The 16,150-nt window shown below is 69.4% G+C and carries 16 protein-coding genes and 6 pseudogenes; 21 read left to right on the top strand and 1 reads right to left on the bottom strand.

Annotation, left to right across the window (positions count from 1 at the left end):
* Positions 1-99: 99 nt before the first annotated feature.
* Positions 100-519, bottom strand: a complete 420-nt coding sequence (locus AB0924_RS37555) for a hypothetical protein (RefSeq protein ID WP_366913879.1) — start codon at positions 517-519, stop codon at positions 100-102.
* Positions 520-1,191: 672 nt separating this feature from the next.
* Between AB0924_RS37555 and AB0924_RS37550 the strand changes: the two genes are divergently transcribed.
* The 21 genes and pseudogenes from AB0924_RS37550 to AB0924_RS37450 all read left to right on the top strand — a co-directional run bounded on the left by AB0924_RS37550 (position 1,192) and on the right by AB0924_RS37450 (position 15,793).
* A complete protein-coding gene (locus AB0924_RS37550; RefSeq protein WP_366913878.1) occupies positions 1,192-1,593 on the top strand; it encodes a hypothetical protein in 402 nt (133 codons plus the stop codon).
* Positions 1,594-2,643: 1,050 nt separating this feature from the next.
* Complete coding sequence (locus tag AB0924_RS37545; RefSeq protein ID WP_366913877.1) at positions 2,644-2,970, top strand: hypothetical protein; 327 nt, start codon at positions 2,644-2,646, stop codon at positions 2,968-2,970.
* Positions 2,971-3,345: 375 nt separating this feature from the next.
* Positions 3,346-3,690: pseudogene (locus tag AB0924_RS37540) on the top strand (membrane-associated oxidoreductase); the annotation flags it as partial.
* Between the two features lie 359 nt (positions 3,691-4,049).
* The gene (locus AB0924_RS37535; RefSeq protein WP_366913876.1) at positions 4,050-4,331 is read left to right on the top strand and encodes a hypothetical protein; all 282 of its coding nucleotides are present in this window, start codon (positions 4,050-4,052) and stop codon (positions 4,329-4,331) included.
* 42 nt (positions 4,332-4,373) lie between these two features.
* A complete protein-coding gene (locus tag AB0924_RS37530) occupies positions 4,374-5,465 on the top strand; it encodes a transposase (protein WP_366913875.1) in 1,092 nt (363 codons plus the stop codon).
* A gap of 131 nt (positions 5,466-5,596) precedes the next feature.
* On the top strand, positions 5,597-5,866 hold the full coding sequence (locus AB0924_RS37525) for a hypothetical protein (RefSeq protein WP_366913874.1): 270 nt from the start codon (positions 5,597-5,599) through the stop codon (positions 5,864-5,866).
* Positions 5,867-6,299: 433 nt separating this feature from the next.
* Positions 6,300-6,662 (top strand): MarR family transcriptional regulator, encoded by a 363-nt coding sequence (locus tag AB0924_RS37520; protein ID WP_366913903.1) that lies wholly within the window; start codon positions 6,300-6,302, stop codon positions 6,660-6,662.
* Positions 6,659-8,092 carry an MFS transporter gene (locus AB0924_RS37515; protein ID WP_366913873.1) on the top strand — a complete coding sequence of 478 codons (1,434 nt, stop codon included), beginning with the start codon at positions 6,659-6,661 and terminating at the stop codon, positions 8,090-8,092. The genes AB0924_RS37520 and AB0924_RS37515 overlap by 4 nt, the downstream gene beginning before the upstream one ends.
* A 33-nt stretch (positions 8,093-8,125) precedes the next feature.
* On the top strand, positions 8,126-8,419 hold the full coding sequence (locus AB0924_RS37510; protein ID WP_358939763.1) for a DUF1330 domain-containing protein: 294 nt from the start codon (positions 8,126-8,128) through the stop codon (positions 8,417-8,419).
* Between the two features lie 24 nt (positions 8,420-8,443).
* Positions 8,444-8,554: pseudogene (locus tag AB0924_RS37505) on the top strand (carboxymuconolactone decarboxylase family protein); the annotation flags it as partial.
* Between the two features lie 146 nt (positions 8,555-8,700).
* Positions 8,701-9,606 carry a zinc-binding dehydrogenase gene (locus AB0924_RS37500; protein WP_366913872.1) on the top strand — a complete coding sequence of 302 codons (906 nt, stop codon included), beginning with the start codon at positions 8,701-8,703 and terminating at the stop codon, positions 9,604-9,606.
* A gap of 211 nt (positions 9,607-9,817) precedes the next feature.
* A complete protein-coding gene (locus AB0924_RS37495) occupies positions 9,818-10,159 on the top strand; it encodes a hypothetical protein (protein ID WP_366913870.1) in 342 nt (113 codons plus the stop codon).
* A complete protein-coding gene (locus tag AB0924_RS37490) occupies positions 10,156-10,983 on the top strand; it encodes an LLM class F420-dependent oxidoreductase (protein WP_358939757.1) in 828 nt (275 codons plus the stop codon). The genes AB0924_RS37495 and AB0924_RS37490 overlap by 4 nt, the downstream gene beginning before the upstream one ends.
* 33 nt (positions 10,984-11,016) lie before the next feature.
* Complete coding sequence (locus AB0924_RS37485) at positions 11,017-11,451, top strand: TIGR03668 family PPOX class F420-dependent oxidoreductase (protein WP_358939755.1); 435 nt, start codon at positions 11,017-11,019, stop codon at positions 11,449-11,451.
* Between the two features lie 195 nt (positions 11,452-11,646).
* A pseudogene (locus AB0924_RS37480) lies at positions 11,647-12,300 on the top strand (Tn3 family transposase); the annotation flags it as partial.
* A 103-nt stretch (positions 12,301-12,403) separates the two neighbouring features.
* Positions 12,404-13,171, top strand: a complete 768-nt coding sequence (locus AB0924_RS37475) for a Tn3 family transposase (protein WP_366913869.1) — start codon at positions 12,404-12,406, stop codon at positions 13,169-13,171.
* Between the two features lie 180 nt (positions 13,172-13,351).
* Positions 13,352-13,636 (top strand): annotated as a pseudogene (locus tag AB0924_RS37470) (NUDIX hydrolase); the annotation flags it as partial.
* 2 nt (positions 13,637-13,638) lie between these two features.
* Positions 13,639-14,016 (top strand): annotated as a pseudogene (locus AB0924_RS37465) (class I SAM-dependent methyltransferase); the annotation flags it as partial.
* Between the two features lie 42 nt (positions 14,017-14,058).
* Entirely contained in the window at positions 14,059-14,682 is a 624-nt protein-coding gene (locus AB0924_RS37460; RefSeq protein ID WP_366913902.1) for a DUF6545 domain-containing protein, read from the top strand.
* Positions 14,619-14,963, top strand: a pseudogene (locus AB0924_RS37455) (DUF6545 domain-containing protein). Before AB0924_RS37460 ends, AB0924_RS37455 begins: the two are co-directional and overlap by 64 nt.
* A gap of 38 nt (positions 14,964-15,001) precedes the next feature.
* Entirely contained in the window at positions 15,002-15,793 is a 792-nt protein-coding gene (locus AB0924_RS37450) for a class I SAM-dependent methyltransferase (protein ID WP_366913901.1), read from the top strand.
* Positions 15,794-16,150 lie beyond the last annotated feature (357 nt).

Raw genomic sequence — 16,150 nt, 5'->3', positions numbered from 1 at the left:
TCGAGACTCTCTTGATGGACCTCTTTTTGAAACGATCAGTAAACCGCTCATGTGCGATGCCGGACCATGTGCAGCTCACCCGGCCGCGCGGCAGCCGGGTCAACTCGCCAGGCTGGTCAGGACGCAGTTCGGATAATCGTTGTCCGGATCGCCGACGGCGACCCAGAGTTTCAGGACCTTGCCTTGCCTCAAGGCGCCGTAGGAGTCGGGTCGCCGCACCCTTTCGGGATGATAGGCGTCGACGGGGTGATCGGCGTCGAAGGACACAGCGACGAAGCTTTGCCTTTTGTTGGAGCCTTGCTCCCAGGTGCCTGTTCCGGACCAGGTCAAACCCTCGTACCAGCGGACGGCGACGCAGACTTTGTCGGCGATGAACGTCCCGTCTGGCTTCAGCGTGAGGGTGCCGCCGTCGGCATCGGTCCATGTGGTCGCAAGTTCGGCTGGTTTCAGCACGACCGGTTCGCCATCGGGCGGCGGCATGACCGTGAACCTGCCGCAGGCCGTGAGAGCAAGGGCCATGGCGAGCAAGATCAGCGCAGTACGACAGTAACGCAACACACTCCACCCCTAGCGGGTTCCGCAGGCCGCGTGCGCGACCGGTGGACTCAAAGAACCCGCGCCGTACCCTGGCACGGAGTTTGAACATGTTCAAGTCTCTGTCGTCGGCGGCCACTCTTCACGAGGCGTGAGGCGGTGCGGCAGCGAAGTACCGGCAATCACAGCGGCCGATCGCGGTCGGGTCGCAAAAAGTCCATGGAGGACCTTCTTTCGCGAACCGCTTCCTGGCCGGCACACGCGAAGCGGTCCGCCGCCGCGATCCGCGCCATTACCGGCCGCCACCCGGCCCTCACCCCCGGCTGAACACCCTCCCGCCCCGCCCGGCGCCAAGCTGCCGGCCCCACCGGACGGGGCGGACTCGCCCTGCGCCCGGGGCGGGGTGCCGGTTCGGCCCGCCCCACGACCCGTCCTTCCGTGCTGGGCCGCACCCCGAGCCGGGTCGGGTCGGGGCAGGTCCCGGCCCGCGTCCTCTCCCACGCACCGCCCCTCCCGCGCCCCGGCCCCGCGCCCGCCGGCCAGCCTTAGACCGTCATCGCTTGCGTGTCTAACCCCCCGGCCCCCGCACGGTGACTTCCGCCAGCCGCCCCCTAACCCCGGGGGACTACGGCCCTACCGGAAAGGCGAACCGTCACCGTGTCGAGTACCGCGAACGTCACCGTCGAAGAGATCCCCCTCACCACTACCGGCCCCGGTCACCTTGAGCAGGACGGCCTGACATGCCCGAACGGCAACCGCCCGCCAGAGTGCACCGAGATCGACCCGTGCGAGCCGTGCACCCAGGACGCGGACGCAGAAGCCGACATGATCGAAGCCTCCGTGGGCCTGCGCGACCGGCCCACCGACAGGGACAGCCGAACCCCGACGTACGACTACGAAGTGACCGTGCTCCGCACAGAGATGATCGCCTTCCGACTGCTTGCCGCCTCAGCCCAGGACGCCGAGGAGCGTTACCTCATGGACGGCGAGGAGACCGGCAGCGAGACCGTGAGCCAGCGCGTCGACTCCACCACACGCCTGGATCCGGACGCGCCCTGACCTTGCCGCCCGCCCAGCCGCCCGGCCGCGTGTAGCCCCGGCCATCCAGCCGCCACAATCTTCCGGGGCCGCGTGCCCGAAAGTTACGGATTCCCGTGGCGGTATGCCTCTCAGCGGCGTACTGGCCCAGCTTCCGCGCCCACGTCGCCTGCCTCGGAAAGTGGTCGCCGTGCTGTGCAGCCTCTGCCTCGAGCGCCCTCGTTCATGTGGTGGCCTGTGTGTAAAACTCCACGCCACAGCAGCAATATGGAGGCAGGACGTATGCGTGGGGTGGGAGTGGCCGTGGCCGCGATGGCGGTGATGGCGCTGACAGGTTGCGGCGGCGGCTGCACATACATGCTCACGAGCGTCGCGACCTTGACCGGCCTCATCGCAGATCCCTCAGCCACGGACCCGGTGAGGTGTCCGACGACCTCCCCGTCGCAGTCCGCGACGAGAAGGAGCCTGGTCGAGTCGTCTATGCCGGCAGCGAAACGTGCAGATCCGAACTCGCGAGGCCAACCCACGTCGACGCTCGGATCCCTCGTCCCGGCATCTTCGACAAACAGCGCGCTACTGCACGCGACCAGGCCATCCACATCGGCTGGCTGGGCACGGCGGACGATGACCTCATGCTGTTGATCACTCATACCGCGCGACGGTAGCTCAACGCACTGACATCCACGTGTGCTCTGAGACCGGCGGGACACCGGGAATGGGAAACAGGCATCTCAGTCGCCGACCACCTCGCTCACGGCCATCCCGGACTCGGCCAAGAGATCTTCGGGGGGCTTCGCGTGCCCTCCTCATCGGCAAGGTGTCGCCGCCACCGAACACCCCGACCCCAGTGGCATGCGTCCGAATCCGTCGGCACACAGCATGCCTTCCAATTCACCGCCCACACAGGCACCTTGAGTGCCGCTGAACGCCCCGGCTCCCGGCCCCGCGCCCGCCCACCGGACTCCGCCGGCCCGGGCTTGCGTCTCTAACCCTCAACCTCTGAACGGTGACTCCCGCCAGCCGTCCCCAACCCCGGGGGACGGCGGCCCTACCGGAAGGCGAACCGTCACCGTGTCGAGCACCGCGAACGTCACCGTCGAAGAGATCCCCCTCACCCCCGCACCCGCTCTGGAGGACATTCAGCCCGGCCGCCGGGTCCGACTGGTCAACATCAAGCCCGCCTCCCTGAACGGACTCACCGGCACCACGCAGCGCAACCCCAGCAGCCGCGTCACCCGCCTGGACGTCCTCCTCGACGAGAGCTCCACCGTGTTCCTGCGCCGCGACCTCCGGGTCGCAGGCACCCGCAAGCTCAAGGCCCCCGCCCCCGACGTCACCCGAAAGCTCCTGCCCCGCGTCCCGAACGAGTGCATGTTCTACGCCGAGAACGACAGCTGACCCCGCCACCCTCGCAAGCGGCCCCGCACACCGCCGGACATCACGTCCCGGGTGCGGGGCCGCCCGCATGCCCGCCCCGGCCCCGGCCGCGGGTCGGGCCCCGCTGCCCGGCCGTGCCCGGCACCCGTCCCGGGCTGCGCCTTGCCGGCTAGGTCCCGGCCATCCCACCGTCGCCTCGTCAGCCCTCCGCCCTTTGATGGGAGCCCCTTGCTGTGACGACTTCCGTGACCCGCCCCCGTGCTGTGACCGCCCGCATCACCACCCCCGACACCACCGACAGCACCCCCGCCCCGGACGCCCCCGCCGTCACCACTGTGTTGGGTGGGTACACCGCCATCGTCTACATGAACACCGCCCCCCACAGCTTCGACGGCTACTCTCCCCGCCCATGCACGCTTGTGGGGCTACGCACAGGACGTCACCGTCGGCTACGGCTTCCGCCCGATACGGGCCGCCGGCTGGCTCTTCGCGCTGATGCTCCTCGGCACGCTCGCCTTCGCACTGCACCACCCCAGCCCGCTCAAAGCGGGTGAGGCGCCCGACTTCAACCCGGTCATCTACACCCTTGATCTCCTCCTGCCGGTCATCGACTTCGGGCAGCAGAACGCCTACTCCGCCCATGGTTGGTGCCAGTGGCTCGGCTACGCGTTGATCATCACCGGCTGGCTACTCGCGACAACGATCGCAGCCGGTATCAGCCGTACCCTCAGCCGTTCCTGAAGGACGTCTTCCTGAATGCGACCACGCGTTCCGGCTTGCCGGACCGGTCCGTTGTGACGGTGCTGATGCAGCCACACTGCAGGGAGAAGACAGCGAACTCATGGAGAATCGCCTACAACGATCTATGGCAGGGACAGCGACGGATGGCCGAAGTCCCTCCGACGAATCGTCGCGGACGTGACAGGGCTCGCGCACCGCGCCGACCATCTCGGCCTCAATTACCGGTAGTTCGTTAAATCCGGTGGTGGTGTGGGTTGACGGCAGGTCCGGGTTGGTCGTAGGCCGGTGGTAGGAGTCAACTGCCTTGCTGGGGGCTGAAGATGACCGCTCGCCGTCCGTGTCCGCCTGCGCCGGGGCCGTTGGAGGAGTATGCGGCCCGGTTCGACGACATCTCCTTCAGTCTCGCCCAGCGGCGAGGGTTTCGCGAGTACCTGACCGGGCTGCTGGCGCCGCGGGAGCGGAACAAGACGATCACTTGCCTGGCAGGGGCGGAACCGGTGGCCGGTGCGGGGATGCCGGGGGTGCAGCGGCTGCAGTTCTTCTTGTCCGAGTCGCCCTGGGAGGCTGAGCTGGTCAACGACCGGCGGCTTGAACTGCTGCGCGAGGAGCCGGCGACGGCTCCGCCCCAGCAAGGCAGTTGACTCCTACCACCGGCCTACGACCAACCCGGCGGCGGGGTCATCGTGATCGACGACTCCGGGGACCGCAAGGACCGCACGGCCACCGCGCACGTGGGCCGGCAATGGCTGGGCCGTTTGGGCAAGACGGACAACGGCATCGTCACAGTGACAACGGTGTGGACCGACGGCCGCGTGTACTACCCGCTGCACGCGACTCCCTACACCCCTGCCCATCACTTCGCCCGCGGCCGCTCGGATCCGGCCTTCCGTACGAAACCGCAGCTGGCCGCAGCCCTCGCGGCCCGCGGGAAGGAGGCGGGCTTCGGCTGCCGGGCGGTGGTCGCCGACTGCGCCTACTCCGTTAGCGACGACTGGTACCTCGCATTGCGCGAGGCCGGCCTGGCCTACGTGGTCGCGCTCAAGCCGCACCGCGGCACCTGGGCTCCGGCCGACCAGCCGCACACCCCCATCGAAGCCGCACACGCCCTGACCTGGAAGGATGCCAAGCGTCCAGGGGACTGGACGCCCGTTGAGCGTCACTTCCGCGACGGGCACACCGAGACCTGGTGGGCCGCCGATGCCCGCCTGGGCGGCTACGGTCCCGACTCACCCTGCCGACTGGTCGTGGCCACCACCGACCCAGCCCGGCTGCCGGAGAAGGCCACCTGGTACCTGGCCACCAACCTGCCCCACCCCGACGCAGCCCACGCCACCACCAGCCCGCACCCGCCGGCCGACCTCGCCGAGATCATCCGCCTCTACGGCCTGCGGCCCTGGATCGAGCAGAGCTACAAACAGATCAAGGACGAACTCGGCTGGGCCGACTTCCAAGTCCGCTCCGACCGCGCCATCCTCCGCCACCAGACCCTCGTCAACTGCGCCTTCTCCTTCTGCTGGGACCAATGGTTCGCCCCACCCGGACCCCTGGACGCCACAGCGCCGGACCCGTGCCCCGACGAGGGGCCAGAGAGGGGGCGGCCCAGCCATACCCCACCAGCCCCAACAGCCTTGCTGGCCCAGGGCCTTACGGGCCATCCGTTCCTGGCTCACCCCCGCCATCGCCCTCATCCGGTGGTGGCGAGCCTGGACGGACACCGACCCACCCTCCGAACTCCAGGCCCTGATCGACGCGGTCACCGCAGGACACGGCATTGACCTCTACTTCCGGATTTAACGAACTACCGATAGAACCCCGAGAATTGCCTTTTTTCGCCGGGTTTCGTCTCTGGCTCACTGGTCTCCAACCAGCACCGGCAGACCGTCAACTCCAAGGAACCACCCCGGCCATGACCCCTCGCCCCCGTTCCCGGTTCCGCACCCAGGCGGCCACCGCCCTCACCACCGTGCTCCTGACCGGCGCCATCACGGCCGGCCTGCACCACCCCGGCCACCTCGTGCGCCTCCTGGTCATCCTCGCGGCCGTGCTGGGCGCTCTCACCGCCACGCTCCCCCTCGCCGCGGCCTCCGCCCCCACCGCCACCACCCGCACCGCCGCCCGCACCACCCTCGACCTCCTGCTGCGCCTGGTGCCCTGGTACACCGCGCCGAAGAGCTGACAGCACGGGCGAGAGAGCTGCCCGCGCAGGCCCGCGAGCCTGGCGCCAGGGAGCGTAGACGGCGCGGCGGGCCGCCGCCGGGCACGCAGCCCGGGTGCCGGTGCTGCCCGTCGCTGCTCTTCCCGGTATCGCGCACGCGGGAGCGAGCCATCTCTGCTGGCTGCTCACCGGTGCCGGGCAGCTGCCCACCGGCCAACGGGCTGTGGGCTTCCTCTGCACGGCGGTGGCTGTCCACGAACTCCTCGATGCTGTTCTCGGCCCCCGAGTGCAACCCGTAGAGCCGGCGCCAGTCGACCATTTCCATAAACTGTGAATATAAAAATGCTATGCTTCTAGCGTGAGTCGTCAAAACACAGCTCCTGGCGCGTCCGCCGCCATCGGGGCAGCCCTCTACGGCCTGGCCACCAGGGCCGTGAGACGCCTGCCCCGGGACATGAGCCTGACGTCCGCCGCCACTCTGGCCACCCTGGACCGGACCGGCCCGCGGCGCATCACCGATCTGGCCGCGGTCGAGGGCGTCACCCAGCCCGCGATGACCGTACTGGTCCGGGTGATGGAGGAGTCCGGCCTGGTCGAGCGGCGGGGCGACGCGTCCGACAAGCGGGTCACGCTGGTGTGCCTGACCGAGGCCGGCGCCTCCTATGTCCGGACGCGGCGCCAGGCGGGCGTCCACGCGTTCGAGCGGTTGATCGGCGAGCTCACCGGCGACGAGGTCGAGGCGCTGGTGGCGGCCCTTCCGGCACTGAAGCATCTGGCAGAGCTCGAAAGCCAGGACCGCGAAGGGCCGCAGCAGTGACCGGGAAGCCGTTCGGCGGGGTCGCGGTGAAGGCGTTCCCGGTGGCGCGTTCCGAGGCGCGGCTGCTGGTCCCCGCCCTGACGTTCATCGCTCTGGTCGTGGCGGCGGTCGCCAGCCTCGGGACGCCGCTCATCACCAGCGTGGCGACCTCGTTCCACGTCTCGCTCGGCAGCGCGCAGTGGACGCTGACCGTCGCGCTGCTCAGCGGCGCCGTCGCCACGCCGGTCCTGGGCCGGCTCGGAGCCGGCCCGCACCGGCGGGCCACGATCCTCGCCACGCTGGCAGTCGTCGTCGCCGGCAGCGCGCTCACCGTGCTGCCGCTGCCGTTCGCGTGGCTGCTGGCCGGCAGGGCGGCCCAGGGCGTCGGGCTCGGGCTGACCGCGCTGATGATGGGCGTGGCCCGGGACCACCTCCCCGAGGAGCGCAGCGCGGCCGTGATCGCCCTGATCTCGGTGGTCTCGATCATCGGGGCCGGCGTCGGCTACCCGCTGGCCGCACTGCTCGCCGAGCTCGGCGGGGTACGGGCCGCCTACGGCCTCGGCCTGGTCGTCACCGCCGCCGCCCTCCTGACCGCGTGGCGCTCCATGCCCGAAGCCCCCGAAGGCCGCTCCGCCCACGTGGACGTGGCAGGCGCGGTCGTCTTGGCCGCTGCGCTGCTCCTGGTGCTGTTCCTCGCCGGCGAACGGAATCTGTGGAGCCGGCACCTCGCCGTGGCGGCGGGCCTCGCCGTCGTCGCGGTGGTGCTGCTCTGCGTCTGGGCCGTCATCGAGCTGCGCAGCACGACGCCCCTGGTCGATGTGCGGGCGGTGCGGCACCCGGCGGTCGCCGGGGCGAACCTCGCCATGTTCGTCGGCGGGATCGGCATGTACCTCCTGCTCACGCTCATCACCCGGTACGCGCAGACGCCGCACGGCGCCGGCTACGGCTTCGGGCTGACGACCTTCGTCGCCGGGCTGGTCCTCATCCCGTTCTCTGCGCTGGGGTTCGTCGCCGGCAAGCTCACGCCGCGGGTCCGGACGCGGATCGCCGACCCCCTGCTCCTGGCCGGCAGCGCCGTCGTGGTCGGCGGCGGGTTCGCCCTGTTCGCGGCGGCCCGGTCGGACCTGGCCGAACTGTTCGCGGCGATGGGCGTGCTCGGCTTCGGCGTCGGCGGCTTCTCGGCCGCGATGCCCGGCGTCATCCTGGCCGTGACCTCCAAGAGCGAGACGTCGAGCGCCATGAGCTTCAACTACGTCGTCCGCAGCGTCGGGTACTCCCTGGGCAGCGCCATCGGCGGCCTGTTCCTCGCCGCGGGCACCGGCCCCGGCCACCTCTTCCCCGACGACAGCGCCTACACCACCGCGGCGCTGGTCGGCATCGGTGCCATGGCGATCACGACGCTGACAAGTCTCGCTCTCGCCCGCCGACGCTCGTCCGAGACCAACTCGTAAGTCAGATGCACTCATCCCAACACTGGAGGTTCCATGCCCAAGGGCTACTGGGTCAGCGTCTACCGCACCATTTCAGACCCTGAGAAGCTGGCTGCTTACAACAAGCTGGCCGGTCCGGCCGTCGAGGCCGGGGGCGGTCGGACCTTCGCCCGTGGCGGTCGGGTCGTGGCGTATGACGCCGGAATCGCCGAGCGCACCGTCCTGGTCGAGTTCGACAGCTTCGAGCAGGCCGTCGCGGCGCGCGAAAGTGCGGCCTACCAGGAGGCGCTGGTCGCCCTCTCCGACGGCGTCGAGCGCGACTTCCGCATCGTCGAAGGCATCGACTGACCGAGGTCCAGTCGGATCTTTACTGAAGTGCTCGAGCTCCTCGGGCTGGCCGGCTGGTACCGCACCATCAGCTACCTGGCCAATGGACTCCTCCTGGAAGAGGAACTCTGGGGCACCCGCTTCCCGGGCCGGTGACCGCGCTCCGCGCATATCTGGCCGTTGGCCAGCATTGCGGGACAGCTTTTCGGACGGGCTGGAAACAGTGATATCGCGGAAGGGAATTCATGCGTGCCATGCGATTCGGGAGGTTCGGTGGCCCGGAGGTCCTGGAGGAGGCCGATGTGCCGGACCCGTTGGCGGGGCCGGGCGAGACTGTGGTCCAGGTGGAGGCCGCGGGTGTCAATTTCGGCGACATCAAGCAGATCGCGGGCGAGCACACCGACGGTCCGTACGCCCCCCAAGGCCCACTGCCCCGCATTCCCGGCATGGAAGTCGTCGGCAGGACCGCAGCCGGCCAACGAGTCCTCGGCTACGTCCCGCAGGGCGGTTACGCCGCCAAGACGGTTGTCGCCGACCGCCACCTGGTCGCGTTGCCGCCGGGGCTGGGTGCGGGCGAAGCGCTGGCAGTTCTCCTACAGGGGCTGACGGCGTGGCATCTGCTGCGGTCGGTCGCGCGTATCAGGCCCGGTGAGAGCGTGGTGGTCCATGCCGCCGCGGGCGGGACCGGCAGTCTCCTGGTCCAGCTGGCCCGGGAGTTCGGGGCAGGACGGATCATCGCCACAGCGTCGACCGACGAGAAGCGCGCCTTTGCTCTCGAACTCGGCGCAGACGCGGCGATCGACGGCGACGCGGCCGGCTATCGAGAGAGGGTCCTTGACGCCAACCACGGACACCCTGTCGACATCGTCCTGGACGCCATCGGCGGCCCCGTCCTCGACGCCGCCCTGGACACACTCGGACACCTCGGCCGACTGGTGACCTACGGCGTCTCGTCCCGGCATACAGCCTCCGCGATTGCGCCGAGCCGACTGGCGGTGGACAGCATCACTGTCGCCGGCTTCTGGGTCATTCCGCTCATCGTCAGGAGCGGTGCCGGCGGTGCGGATCTGGCGGAGCTGCTCGGCCTCACGGCACAGCGTCGCCTGCGGCCCCTGGTCGGCGCGGAGTACGACCTGGCGCGCGCCCGCGACGCGCACGAGGACCTGCTCGGCCGCCGTACGAAGGGGAAACTGATTCTCCGCCCTTGACGACGAACGCCCGTCTTGCCACCGTACGGGCCCCACGGTCGGCCCGCGCCGACACCGCTGGTTTCTCACCCGCCACGACGCCTTGCAGCACTGGGGTCCTCCTCAAAGGCTCCCGCTCCTCAGGCGTGGCGGCGGTGTCGGACCCCAGGTCTCCAACGGAACTACACGGCTGGAGCAGAAGCCGGCCCCCTCGGCCACTGCGCCCAAGGCCTTGCCCACCGCGTCCAAGGCGTCCGACCCGGTCGCCGTCGCTGGCATCCCGGCCGCGCCCACCGGCCAGGTCCGAACCGACCTGCTGGCCGCACTGCGCAAGGTGAACCCCGCCCTGGTCGCCGACCCCGACAAGGCCATCGACCACACTCGGAACCAGTGCTCCGCCATCAACGGCAAGTCGCCCACGGTCGACGACGTCGAGCAGGCCCGTTTTAGCAACAGCACGCACACCGTTGACGCCACGCCACGCCACGCCGCGGGAGGTCATGCCCGACGAGGAGCGACCGGCCCCGTCACACTGACAGCAGGTGTGCCGACGAGACGAGGTGGTCGCGGATGAAGTTCGGAGTATCGACATTTGTCACCGATGAAGGCATTGGCCCCAAGGCGTTGGGACCCGCCCTGGAGGAGCGTGGGTTCGACTCCCTGCTGCTGGCCGAGCACTCGCACATTCCGGTCAAGCGGGAGTCCCCGTACCCGGGGGGCGGTGAGCTACCGCGGATCTACTACCGGACGCTCGACCCGTTCGTGGCGCTCGCCGCGGCGGCCTCGGTGACCCGTGACCTGCTCCTGGGCACCGGCATCGCCCTGGTGATCCAGCGCGATCCGATCCACACCGCGAAGGAGGTCGCCTCCCTCGATCTGATCTCCGGCGGCCGGGCCGTTTTCGGGGTCGGCGCGGGCTGGAACCGCGAGGAGATGCGCAACCATGGGACGGATCCGGCCGTCCGCGGGCGGCTCATGGACGAACGCATCCGCGCGATGATCGAACTGTGGACCAAGGAGAAGGCCGAGTTCCATGGCGACTTCGTCGACTTCGATCCCGTCTACGCCTGGCCCAAGCCGGTCCAGAAGCCGCATCCGCCCATCTGGGTCGGGGGCGACAGCGACCGCGCTTTCGAACGCGTCGCCGCGTACGGTGCGGCGTGGATGCCGAGCGAGCCGCCGCTCGAGAAGCTGGGTGAACGCATCGCGCGTATGCGGCGGACGGCCGGTGACCGCCCGTCCGTCGTGGTGTACGCGGGCCGGTACGACCGGAAGGCGCTCGACACCTACGCCGAACTCGGCGTCGAACGCGTCCTGTTGTATCTGCCGACCCTGCCGGAGAACCAGACACTGCGGACCCTGGACGAACTGGCCGAGGCCACGTCCGGCCACCGGTGACAGCTCGCGGCTGCCGCTGAATAGGAGCTGACCGTGCCGGACATGGCCGAGGACGAGGCGCGCCGCCGGTTCACGACCGCGCGGGTGGCGCGCCTGGCGACGGTGGACGCGGGCCTGCGCCCGCATCTGGTGCCGGTCGTCTTCGCGGCCCACGGCGAGGAGATCGTCACCGCCGTCGACTGGAAGCCGAAGAGGTCGCAGCGGCTGAAACGGTTGGACAACATCGCGGCCCACCCGGCTGTCTGCCTGCTCGTCGACGCGTACGACGAGGACTGGGAGCGGCTGTGGTGGGTCCGCGCGGACGGTGACGCCCGCGTGCTGCCGCCCGGCAACCAGGGCGAGTACCCGGCGGCCGTCGCCCTGTTGCGGGAGAAGTACGCGCCGTACCGGCAGCGACCGCCGACCGGTCCAGCGCTCGTGATCGCCGTCCGCCGGTGGCACGGCTGGCGTGCCGCGTCGGGGGGGTGACCGTACTGGCAGGCGACCAGGCCGATGGCCGCCACCTGGTGCTGAAGATCAACCGGCGCTACCCCAAGTCAGGCGAACTCCTCGGCAGCGGTCGCCTCTTCACCGCCGAGGCCTTCCATGCCTGGATGGCCCACAACGCGTCGGCCTCTGCTGATGGGATGGCTTCAGGGACATACGGGGTGAGGGCGCGAAGCCATGGACGTTCGTCGCCACCGGAGGTCTGATTCACGAGGACCTTCTGGTGCGCACGGACGCCATCTCGTGTTCGTCGACGAGCTGCGCGAGCAGATGACCACCGAGCTGACCCTGCTCAACGACCAGATACCCAAGCTGCCCTGGCTGGACATCGCCGAGCGGAAGTCCGGGGCGATCCGGCTCACGGCGGCCGAGGCCCAGCCCGAGCCGCGCAACCTGCGCAGCGTCAAGGCCGAGGTGCAGAGGCGTTGGGGCATCGTGCCGCTCGTCGACATGCTCAAGGAAGCCGTGCTGCGCACCGGCTGCCTGGACGCGGTCACCTCCGTCTCCGGCGGCGGCAGCCTCTCGCCGGAGGTGCCGGCCGAACTCCTGCTGCTGGTTATCTACGCGTACGGCACGAACACCGGGATCAAGGCCGTGGCGTCCGGCGGCCACGGCCACACCGAGGACGAACTGCGCTACGTACGCCGCCGGTACCTGTCGGCGGAGTCGGCCCGCGCCATCGCCGTACAGATCGCGAACGCCACCTTCGCCGCCCGCAGCGCCGAGCTGTGGGGACAGGGATCGACCGCGGTCGTCTCCGATTCCACGCACGTGCGCGCCTACGACCAGAACCTGTTCACCGAGTGGCACTCGCGCTACGGGGGTCGCGGGGTGCTCATGTACTGGCACGTGGAGAAGAAGTCCCTGGCCATCCACACTGCACCGCCTCCGAGGTCGCCGCGATCATCGAGGGCGCGATGCGGCCGGCACCACCATGGACGTCGAAGCCAACTACACGGACTCGCACGGCCAGTCGGAAATCGGGTTTGGCGTTACGAGGCTGCTGAACTTCGACCTGCTGCCCAGGATCAAGCGGATCAACAAGGTGAAGCTGTACCGGCCGGTCGCCGGCGAACCGGACGCCTACCCGCAGCTGACCCCGGCACTGACCCGTCCGATCCGCTGGGAACTCATCACCCAGCAGTACGACAAGATGATCAAGTATGCGACGGCGATCCGGACCCGTACCGCGCCCACCGAGGCGATCCTGCGCCGCTTCACCCGCAACGCCTCCCACCCCACCTACGCGGCGATGCTGGAGGTCGGCCGCGCCCAGAAGACCATCTTCGTGGCCCGCTACCTGCGGCTTCGGGACCTCCAGCGGGAGATTGAGGAGGGCCTGAACGTGATGGAGTCCTCCAACGGCGCCAACTCCGTGATCGCCTACGGCAAGGGCGGCGAAATCGCGTCCAACCGGCGCGACGAGCAGGAGATGTTCGTGCTCTGCCTGCGGATCTTGCAATCGGCCCTGGTCTACGTGAACACCTTGATGCTTCAGGACATCCTCGGTGAGCCGGAGTGGGCGGACCTGCTCACGCCCGCAGACCGGCGCGGCCTGACCCCGCTCTTCTGGTCACACGTGCGGCCGTACGGGGAGGTAAATCTCGACACGGGCGCCCGTCTGAACCTGGCTGCGGCCACCGCGCCGGGCCCCCGCTCGCCGGCGGGCACAGGCGACCAGCAGCCAGCCGGGCGCCCATAGATGGCCGTATTCGGCCGAGTTGGCGGTCAAGCCTGGAGCGGGTTCTACGATGAGCCGGTGACCGAAACGCTGCCTCCCGTGGGCATTGACCTCTTCGACGCCGAACGGCTCCTGCTGACCGAAGCCGCGGAACCACCACTGCCGCCCCATGACGCCGAGGCCCGGGACCGGGTGTGGGACATGGCGGTCCGGGCCAACCCCGCCCTCTTCGACGGGCCCGTGGTGGCGTGCGGGGGACTGGAGCGGACCGACCCGCGCATCCTGCGCCTGTCCTGGGTGCGGGTGACCTACCGGCACTACGCCTTGCGTCGCGTTCCCGGCGCCGCGGCACTGCCCTCGTTGTTCGTGAACGTTGTTCAGCCGACCGACGACGGCCGTGTGCTGGCAGCGAGGATGTCGCCCTCCATGGCCGCCCCGGGCCGCTGGCAGCTGCCGGGTGGATCTGTGGAACCGCCACAGGACGGGGCGGAGCCACCTTCCACTGCGGTGAGGTACTGGAGTGGCTGGCCGCCTGCACCGACACCTATGACGCCGTGTACTCCATCTTCGGCGCGGCCTGGTTCACCGACCACAGCCGCCTGTTCCCCCTCGTGAGGGCACGCCTCAACCCGGGTGGGGTGTTCGTGTTCTCCCAGCCGCCCGCCATCCCCGGCGCGTACGGCCCCCAAGGCATGTACAAGGGCGGGTTCGCGGGCAAGGCGATGTTCACCTACCGCTACAGCTACAAGCCGGCCGTGTGGGAGCGGCTGCTGACCCAGGCCGGATTCACCGCGGCCGAAGCGACCACGCTCGAGGCGCCGAAGCCCGGGCACATTGGCACGCTCCTCGTACGCGCCCGCCGGTAGCCGCCTGCCCCCTTGTGTACGGCCCCGCTCGTCTGCCCCCCCATGGGGCCCGGGTACCACTGGCGCGCCCCTCGTCGACGTCACCCTGACCCGCCCGGACGGCACCGTGATGGCGTCCAACGACACCGCCCGCGTCCGCCACATGCCGAACCAGGTCGCAGTGTCCGGGAACACCGAAGGCTTCACCCCCGAGGAGAGGCGCGCCGACCAAGTCCGCGTCGGCGACGTCATAATACTTCGGGCACGTCGTCACGCGCGTGGACCGCCACCAGGGCGGCCGCACCTTCACCACCCGCAACCTCGGCGGCCGCGGTGAGAACGACCAGTTCGGCGCGCGCCCCGACACTCCGCTGTCCGTCGTTCCCAAGGGCAGCCGCCGGCCGGGCGACGTCCAGCGCGACGTCCCGGACCGCACTGAGCGGCACCCCCTCAGTGCCTACGCCAAGCGCGCGGCCGCAGCGGTCCCCAGCGGCCCGGGACGCAAGAGCCATGTGGCGCTTGTACCCCTTATGGCGCGACCTCGTAGAGGCCGTCCCGCACGTCGCCCTGGATGCCCCCCGCAGCCGGTTCCGCCAAGTACTCGGCAGCCCGAACACCATCCCATCCGGCTGTACCGTCAGGTCATCGGGATCCCCGACGCGCTGCTCGTTCTGCAGGACTACGTGACACCCGGGACGATGAACCACGCCCGCCAGCACATCACCGCCTAGGCGCTACCTGAAGAACTGGCAGAACCAGCCGTCACCGCCTGCTGGCTGAACGCCGCTGGCCGGGCCAAAACTGACGCGGGTACGCCCCGACCGAACCCGATCGCCCCCCATCCCAGTGACGACGACCTGCGCAGCGAGACAGACTCTCTGCTCGCCGTCCTCCGGAGCCGCACACTTCCAGCCGTCCGCTTGTTCGTCCCACCTCCCACCGCCGATACCGTCACGCCGGACCAATAGACCGCGACCACTCCCGCGAACAGGAGATACCCGTGACAATGCGTCCCACCGCCACCCCCTACAGCACCGGCATGCTGGGCAACAGTGCCCCCAGCGAACGTGGCCGCTTAGAGTCCATCCAAAGCAGCGTCGACACATTCACCACCGGCATCCTCGATCGCCTTCCCGTCCAATCGTCCTGGGACTGCCTGGAACTTGGCGCAGGCGCTGGCTCCATCGCCTACTGGCTCGCGACGCGCTGCCCGGCCGGGCGCGTGGTCGCCGTCGACCTCGACACCCACCACCTCGATGCGGGCCGGGCCACGAACCTGGAGATCCAGCAAGCCGACATCACGGGTGAGGACTACGCCCCCGGCACCTTCGACCTCATCCACGCCCGATACGTCTTCTGCCACCTCCCCGACCGGGACGAGATGCTCGCAAAGGCTGCCAGCTGGCTCTCCCCCGACGGCTGGCTCTTCATCGAAGAACCCTACGATCTGCCGGCCGCCCACTCCTCTTCCCGTCTGGTCCAGCGCATCCTCGCGGCATATCAGCAGACCTATCGAGAGCACGGCGCCGACATGACCTGGGCCCGCAGCCTGCCCTCCCTCCTAGCCCGCAACGCACTAACCGAGGTGGCCTACTCCGGAAACCTCGGCTGCATGGGCGGCCTCGAAAAGGACCGCTGGGCCCCTCTCATCAACCGGGCTGCTCCCGCCCTCCTCGACAACGGCCGCGTCACCGACGCAGATCTCGCAGAATTCGCCGTACTACTGAAAGATCCGCATTTCATCGACATCCCGCAAATCACCATATCCGCATGGGGCCGCCGCCCTACGACCGGATGAGGGGTCCGACAAACGAACGGCGTTGGAGGAGAAGTGGCAGAAGCCGCTCACCGACACCGACCGGCGGGCCTTGTCCCCACTGTTCTGGACTCACGTGAACCCCTACGGTCGGTTCGAGCTGGAATGAACCGTCACCTGCAGCTCGCCCCGATCCTCCCGCAGCAGCGCACCCCGCAGTACCACTCCACGCGAATCCCGGACGCGACGGCACCCTGATCCTTTCGGTTCCGTGCTTGTTCAATCAGCAGTTGACTTCCTCCCTCGCCTAAAGGCGGGGGATTCCAGCGGTCGCCCGTTGGGTTTCCTGCTTCATCGACGACCGCCCCGTCCGGGAGGACTCCCGTTGAGGTCTTACAC

The organism is Streptomyces sp. NPDC047869, from assembly GCF_040704065.1.
Classification (GTDB): Bacteria; Actinomycetota; Actinomycetes; order Streptomycetales; family Streptomycetaceae; genus Streptomyces.
Note: the sequence above shows the minus strand (reverse complement) of the source record. Positions and strands in the feature narration are given on the sequence as shown.

Excerpts from the sequence above, each read along its gene's own strand:
- AB0924_RS37555 (WP_366913879.1), bottom strand. The coding sequence starts at position 519 with ATGGCCCTTGCTCTCACGGCCTGCGGCAGGTTCACGGTCATGCCGCCG.
- AB0924_RS37525 (WP_366913874.1), top strand. The coding sequence starts at position 5,597 with ATGACCCCTCGCCCCCGTTCCCGGTTCCGCACCCAGGCGGCCACCGCC.
- AB0924_RS37520 (WP_366913903.1), top strand. The coding sequence starts at position 6,300 with ATGAGCCTGACGTCCGCCGCCACTCTGGCCACCCTGGACCGGACCGGC.
- AB0924_RS37510 (WP_358939763.1), top strand. The coding sequence starts at position 8,126 with ATGCCCAAGGGCTACTGGGTCAGCGTCTACCGCACCATTTCAGACCCT.
- AB0924_RS37490 (WP_358939757.1), top strand. The coding sequence starts at position 10,156 with ATGAAGTTCGGAGTATCGACATTTGTCACCGATGAAGGCATTGGCCCC.
- AB0924_RS37475 (WP_366913869.1), top strand. The coding sequence starts at position 12,404 with ATGGACGTCGAAGCCAACTACACGGACTCGCACGGCCAGTCGGAAATC.
- AB0924_RS37460 (WP_366913902.1), top strand. The coding sequence starts at position 14,059 with ATGGGGCCCGGGTACCACTGGCGCGCCCCTCGTCGACGTCACCCTGAC.
- AB0924_RS37450 (WP_366913901.1), top strand. The coding sequence starts at position 15,002 with ATGCGTCCCACCGCCACCCCCTACAGCACCGGCATGCTGGGCAACAGT.